Origin of the sequence: Stenotrophomonas sp. 2YAF22 (assembly GCF_052114665.1) — a bacterium.
GTDB lineage: Bacteria > Pseudomonadota > Gammaproteobacteria > Xanthomonadales > Xanthomonadaceae > Stenotrophomonas > Stenotrophomonas indicatrix.
The window spans coordinates 1-5,630 of the sequence record NZ_JBFRFE010000248.1; the positions used below are offsets into that span (position 1 = coordinate 1).

The window sequence follows — 5,630 nt, forward strand, 5'->3', positions numbered from 1 at the left end:
GTCTATGCGCTGTACGCACCGAGCGGGCTGTGTGTTCCGCGGCGCGCGGAACTGCGCATGCGGCTGTTGCTGGAAGAAGCGGGCTACGCGTTTTCGATGGGCGTGCTTACCGGCAGCCATCCTGCCTACGGTTGAGCGCAGGGTGATCTGATCGGCCCGGAGGTTGCTAGACTGCGCGCCCCGCGCGTTGCCGCAATCACGGAAGATTCCCCATGCCGAAGCTGTCTGCTCTTGCTGTTTTCCTGGCGATCGCTGTCTGCGCGCCAACCGCACAGGCCGAGGAACAGGACAGCGCCTCGACCATCGCGTTCAAGTCGATCAGCCCGGTGCTGAATGCCCTGATCAATGCCGACGATGCGCAGGACCTGATGGAGCGGGCCGAGGAAGACGACGCCACGCTGCTGCAGTCGCTGGCGCTCTATCTGGCCGCAACCCGCGAAGACCCCACGTTGGCGCAGGCGCCGTACCACGCAGCGGCATTGTTCGCACGCCGCGGTGACGATGCGCTGGCCGAGCGCTATCTGCGCCAAGCCGATGAGCGTGGCATGTGGTTCGCGCCCGCGCTGGCCGACAACGATGACTTCGAGCACCTGCGCGGAACGCCGTTCTTCAAGCAGGTGCTGGCCAATACGCAGGCACGCTACGCGAAGGTATCGGTCGGCAAGGTGGGCGCCATCTCGGTGCTGCCCCCTTCGAAGGGTGTTGCGATGCCGGCCTGTGCGCCGGTGCTGGTGTGGCTGCACGGCTACGGCATCAACGGCCACCTGGACAGCAGCGAGCAGCCGCTGGCCGATGCTGGTGTGGTGTTGCTGGGCATCAACGGTACGGAGATGCGCGAGTCGTTCGACAGCTTCAGCTGGACCGGCCCGTATGAGGGCACGCACAAGGTGGTGCAGGCGGGGCTGGAGCAACTGGCCGCGCGCCAGTGCATCGACCGCAAGCGGGTGTACCTGATGGGCTTCTCGCAGGGCTCGCAGCATGCCGGCGCGCTGCTGGCGCAGCATCCGGATGACTATGCCGGCGCATTGCTGGTGTCGCCGGGTGGCTGGCGCCAGCCGGTGCCCACGCAGAGCAGCGCGCACGGCAAGCGGGTGTTCGTCATCAACGGCGAGCAGGAAGGGCCGGCGAACCAGAAGATGAGCGCGGATTTCCGCGCCCTTTTCAGCGATGGCAACGAGCTCCGGTCGCGTACCCATGAGGGTGGCCATTTCTATCCGGACGACTGGAAGACCTCGTTCCCACAGGCCATCCGCTGGCTGATGGGCAAGGGCGGCTGAGCGAAGCCCACCGGGTGGCAGGCGGTGGGCGGGAACCACGTCGCCCACTGCTTCCCCAAAGGCAACGCCACGAGCCCGCCTGCGGGCCTACTGCGCGCTGCCTGCGTTGTCTACGCTGATCCCACACGGCCCTTGCCGTGCTCCGGGGCCACGACAGCTCGTGGATCCCGTCTTCAATCGAACCAGCGGCGCTGTGCTGCAGGGCATTGCTGCCCGGCAACGCCATGCCCTGCGCCGTGCGAAGGCGTACCCCGGAACTGTCCGCCGGCMCTGCTTCACTGCCTGCCAGCCAACCTTCGTGGAGATCGCCCCATGTTCAGCCTGGAAAACACCATTGCCCCTGCCGCGCCCGCGCTCGACGAGCTTGTTCCCTCGCGTTACGCCCTGAAAGTCGGCGATATCGATGTGCTGGTGGTCAGCGACGGCGTGCTGCCGCTGCCRACGCAGATGCTCGGCCACAACGTGCAGGCGTCCGAGCGCGCCGAATGGTTCGACGAGATGTACCTGCCACAGGATGCGTTCGACTGGGCGTTGAACGTGATGGTGGTGCACAGCGGTGAGCGCACCATCCTGATCGACGCCGGCCTGGGCATGGACCCGGACCTGCAGCTGCCGCGCGCCGGGCAGCTGATCCGTCGCCTCGGCGCTGCCGGTATCGACCTGCGCGAGATCACCGATGTGGTGATCACCCACATGCACATGGACCACATCGGTGGCCTGTTGGTGGACGGAGTGAAAGCACAGCTGCGGCCGGATCTGAAGATCCATGTCGCGGCGTCGGAAGTGGCGTTCTGGAAGTCGCCCGACTTCACCCGCACCAACATGCCACAGGGGTTCCCGGACGCGCTTCGCGCAACGGCCACGCATTTCTGGGCCGAGTACGGCAGTTTCGTGCACACCTTCGAGGATGAGCATGAGATCGCACCGGGCGTAGTCGCGCGCCGCACCGGCGGCCACACGCCGGGCCACTGCGTGGTGCGCGTTGCTTCGGGGGGCCAGGCGCTGACCTTTGCTGGCGATGCCGTGTTCGCCGTCGGTTTTGATCAACCGAACTGGCACAACGGTTTCGAGCACGACCCGGAGGAAGCGGCGCGGGTGCGCATTGAACTGCTCAATGCGCTGGCCGGCACCGGCGAGATGCTGGTGGCCACGCACCTGCCGTTCCCGTCGGTGGGCCGGGTGTCCCGCGACGGCGAGGCGTTCCGCTGGGTGCCGGCGTTCTGGGATTTTTGATCAAGTTTTCTGGACTTCACGTCACCAATGGTCCCGGACAGGGGCGCACAGTAGCCCCTGTCGAAACCCACCCATCCGCTGGAGGTCCACCATGAACACCGTTACCCGCACCCTCGCTGCAACTGCCCTGGCCCTGTCGATGCAGGCGGGCCTGTCCGCCCAGGCCGCCGCGCCGGCACACCCGTCCGCGCCCAGCGTTGTCACGCGCACCGCCAGCACCATCACCACCGCCGATGGTGTGCAGCTGTACTACAAGGACTGGGGCCCGAAGAACGGGCCGGTGGTGACCTTCAGCCATGGCTGGCCGCTGGATTCGGACAGCTGGGAATCGCAGATGATGTTCCTGGCGGACCACGGTTACCGGGTGGTCGCACACGACCGCCGTGGCCACGGTCGTTCCAGCCAGCCCTGGGATGGCAACGACATGGATCACTACGCCGATGATCTGGCCACGGTGATCAATACGCTGGACCTGAAGGACGTCACACTGGTGGGCTTCTCCACCGGCGGCGGCGAAGTGGCGCGGTACATCGGCCGCCATGGCACGGGACGGGTGAAGAAGGCCGTGCTGATCAGTTCGGTGCCGCCGTTCATGCTGAAAACCGCAGACAACCCGGGTGGCGTTCCGATCGAAGTGTTCGACGGCATCCGCAAGGCGCAGCTGGAGAACCGCTCGCAGCTGTACAAGGACATTCCGTCTGGTCCGTTCTATGGATTCAACCGACCGGGCGCGAAGGTCAACCAGGCGATGGTCGATGCATGGTGGGCGCAGGGCATGCTGGGTGGGCAGAAGAACACCTACGACTCGATCGCCGCGTTCTCGGCGACCGACTTCCGCGCTGACCTGCAGAAGTTCGATGTGCCGACCCTGGTGATCCACGGCGACGACGATCAGATCGTGCCGATCGACGTGGCGGGACGGATGTCGGCCAAGCTGATCAAGGGCGCCAGGCTGATCGTCTACCCGGGCGCGCCGCATGGTCTGACCGAGACCCACAAGGACAAGGTCAACCAGGACCTGCTGGCCTTCCTGCAGCAGAAGTAACCGCAAGGGCAGCCGTCAGGCGGCACGGAGACCGGTAGAGCCACGCCATGCGTGGCTTTGCTGTGCATGAGAGCAACCGCATCCACGCATGGCGTGGATCTACTGGATTGACGCAGGGTGGAAAGCCCGCCGGCAGAGCCACGCCATGCGTGGCTTTGCTGTGCATGAAGGCAACCGCATCCACGCATGGCGTGGATCTACTGGATCAAGGTTGGCTGGTTCAGGCCCTGCAGCTTGTGCGGGTTGCGCTGCACCAGGATCTGCACGATCTGCTCGCCGTTGGTATCGAAGGCCATTGCCGATTCCAGCACGTCATCGAAGTAGCGCAGCAGCCCCAGTCGTCCATTGATCATGCTCGGCACCATCCGCAGCTGGTCCTTGCGCCGCAGGTGCGGGGCGTACAGCAGCTGTGCGATGCGTGCGCCGCCGACCATCGGTTTCGGGAAGCTGGTGACGATGCCGCCGCCATCGCCGATCAGCACGGCCGATTCGGCCATCAGGGTTTTCATCGTCCCGAAGTCGCCATTGGCGATGGCCTCTGCGAAACGCCGCATCAGTTTCTGGTGCACGTCCTGCGGCACGTTGTAGCGCGGTCGCTCCTGCCGCAGCTGCAGGCGTGCGCGGTGCACGATCTGCCGGCAGGCGGCTTCGGTCTTGTCCAGCGTGCGTGCCACCACGTCGTAATCCTGGTCGAACACATCGTGCAGCAGGAACGCGGCGCGCGCGTCCGGGGCCAGCCGCTCCAGCACGTTGAGGAAGGCCACCGACAGATCACTGGCCGTTTCCAGCATGTACTCGGGTGTGCCGGTGTCTTCGGTGAGCAGCGGCTCGGGCAGCCACATGCCGACGTAGTGCTCGCGCGTGCGCCGGGCCAGGCGCAGGCCATCGATGGCGCGGCGGGTGGTGGTGGCCACCAGCCAGGCTTCGGCGTTCTCGATGTCCTGCTGATTGGCGCCATGCCAGCGCAGCCAGACATCCTGCACCACGTCCTCGGCCTCGTGCGAGGAGCCGAGCATGCGGTAGGCCACGCCGAACAGGCGCGGGCGTAGTCGGGTGAACAGTGCGGTGGGGTCGTCCATGCCAGCAGAGACGGGACAGGTCCGCCGATTGTGACACCGGCGGACCTGTGGGAGTGGCGGGTACTGCCCCGACCGGTGGCGGTCAGCGTGGTGGCAGTACCGCCGGCTTGCCGATGTCCTTGATCAGGAACACGACGAATGTCGCCGGCTCGGTCTGGCTGGCATTGCGGCCGACGGTGTGCAGATCGTCCGGGCCTTCATGGAAGGCCTCCCCCGGGCCGAGGGTGACCTCGCGGCCGCCGGCCACGCCCATCACGATGCGGCCCTGCAGCACATAGACGAAGCCGTGGGCGTCGTGCCGGTGCACGGGATCGGCGCCGYCGGGTGGGTACTGCACCGTCAGGATCAGTGCCTCCTTGCCCGGCTGTTCCGGCAACGGACGGGTCATGACCTCGCGCACGATGGGCTCGGGTGCGGTGGGCGGCGGCGTGGCGGCGATGCTGGTCAACGGCAGCAGGGCCAGCAGCGCCAGGGAACAGAGAGAACGCATGGCAGGTCTCCAGCAGGAAATTGGGCAGTCGACGCTCAGGCCAGACCGGCCTTGTCCAGGCCAAAGGCCTGGTCCAGCGAGCCGGGTTGCGTACGGAAGGCGACGTTGGCGCGGTTCCATGCATTGATCGCCATCACCGCGTAGGTCAGATCGACGATTTCCTGTTCGGACAGCTGACTACGCACGCGCTCATACACGTCGTCCGCAACCCCCTGCGCAGGCAGGTGGGTAAGTGCGTCGGTCCACGCCAGGCAGGCACGTTCGCGCGCACTGAACAGGTTCGATTCACGCCACGCCGCGACATGGTGCAGGCGCAATGCGCGCTCGCCACGGATCGTCGCTTCCTTCACGTGCATGTCCAGGCAGAACCCGCAGCCGTTGAGCTGCGAGGCGCGGATGTTGACCAGGTCGATGATGGCCGCTTCGATCGAACTGTTGTGCACGGCATGGGAGAAGGTGCCGAGCTTCCTGAAGAGTTCGGGCGACTGTGCGGCGTAGTCCAGGCG

6 protein-coding genes are annotated in these 5,630 nt (G+C 66.1%); 3 read left to right on the forward strand and 3 right to left on the reverse strand.

Annotation, left to right across the window (positions count from 1 at the left end; all coding sequences use genetic code 11):
- Nucleotides 1–212: 212 nt before the first annotated feature.
- The 3 genes from AB4Y84_RS11370 to AB4Y84_RS11380 all read left to right on the forward strand — a co-directional run bounded on the left by AB4Y84_RS11370 (nt 213) and on the right by AB4Y84_RS11380 (nt 3,555).
- Nucleotides 213–1,277: a prolyl oligopeptidase family serine peptidase gene (locus tag AB4Y84_RS11370; protein WP_442244521.1), complete on the forward strand. Its 1,065-nt coding sequence runs from the start codon at nt 213–215 to the stop codon at nt 1,275–1,277.
- 312 nt (nt 1,278–1,589) lie between these two features.
- Nucleotides 1,590–2,510, forward strand: coding sequence for an MBL fold metallo-hydrolase (locus tag AB4Y84_RS11375; protein WP_033832295.1), 921 nt, complete (start codon nt 1,590–1,592; stop codon nt 2,508–2,510).
- Between the two features lie 91 nt (nt 2,511–2,601).
- Nucleotides 2,602–3,555 carry an alpha/beta fold hydrolase gene (locus AB4Y84_RS11380; RefSeq protein ID WP_248151194.1) on the forward strand — a complete coding sequence of 318 codons (954 nt, stop codon included), beginning with the start codon at nt 2,602–2,604 and terminating at the stop codon, nt 3,553–3,555.
- Between the two features lie 197 nt (nt 3,556–3,752).
- Here AB4Y84_RS11380 and AB4Y84_RS11385 read toward each other — a convergent pair whose 3' ends face one another.
- The 3 genes from AB4Y84_RS11385 to AB4Y84_RS11395 form a co-directional block, all read right to left on the reverse strand.
- Nucleotides 3,753–4,634, reverse strand: a complete 882-nt coding sequence (locus tag AB4Y84_RS11385) for an RNA polymerase sigma-70 factor (protein ID WP_154881108.1) — start codon at nt 4,632–4,634, stop codon at nt 3,753–3,755.
- Nucleotides 4,635–4,716: 82 nt separating this feature from the next.
- Entirely contained in the window at nt 4,717–5,124 is a 408-nt protein-coding gene (locus tag AB4Y84_RS11390) for a cupin domain-containing protein (RefSeq protein WP_442250145.1), read from the reverse strand.
- Between the two features lie 35 nt (nt 5,125–5,159).
- A partial coding sequence (locus tag AB4Y84_RS11395; RefSeq protein ID WP_442250146.1) for a carboxymuconolactone decarboxylase family protein occupies nt 5,160–5,630 on the reverse strand: 471 nt, incomplete at its 5' end.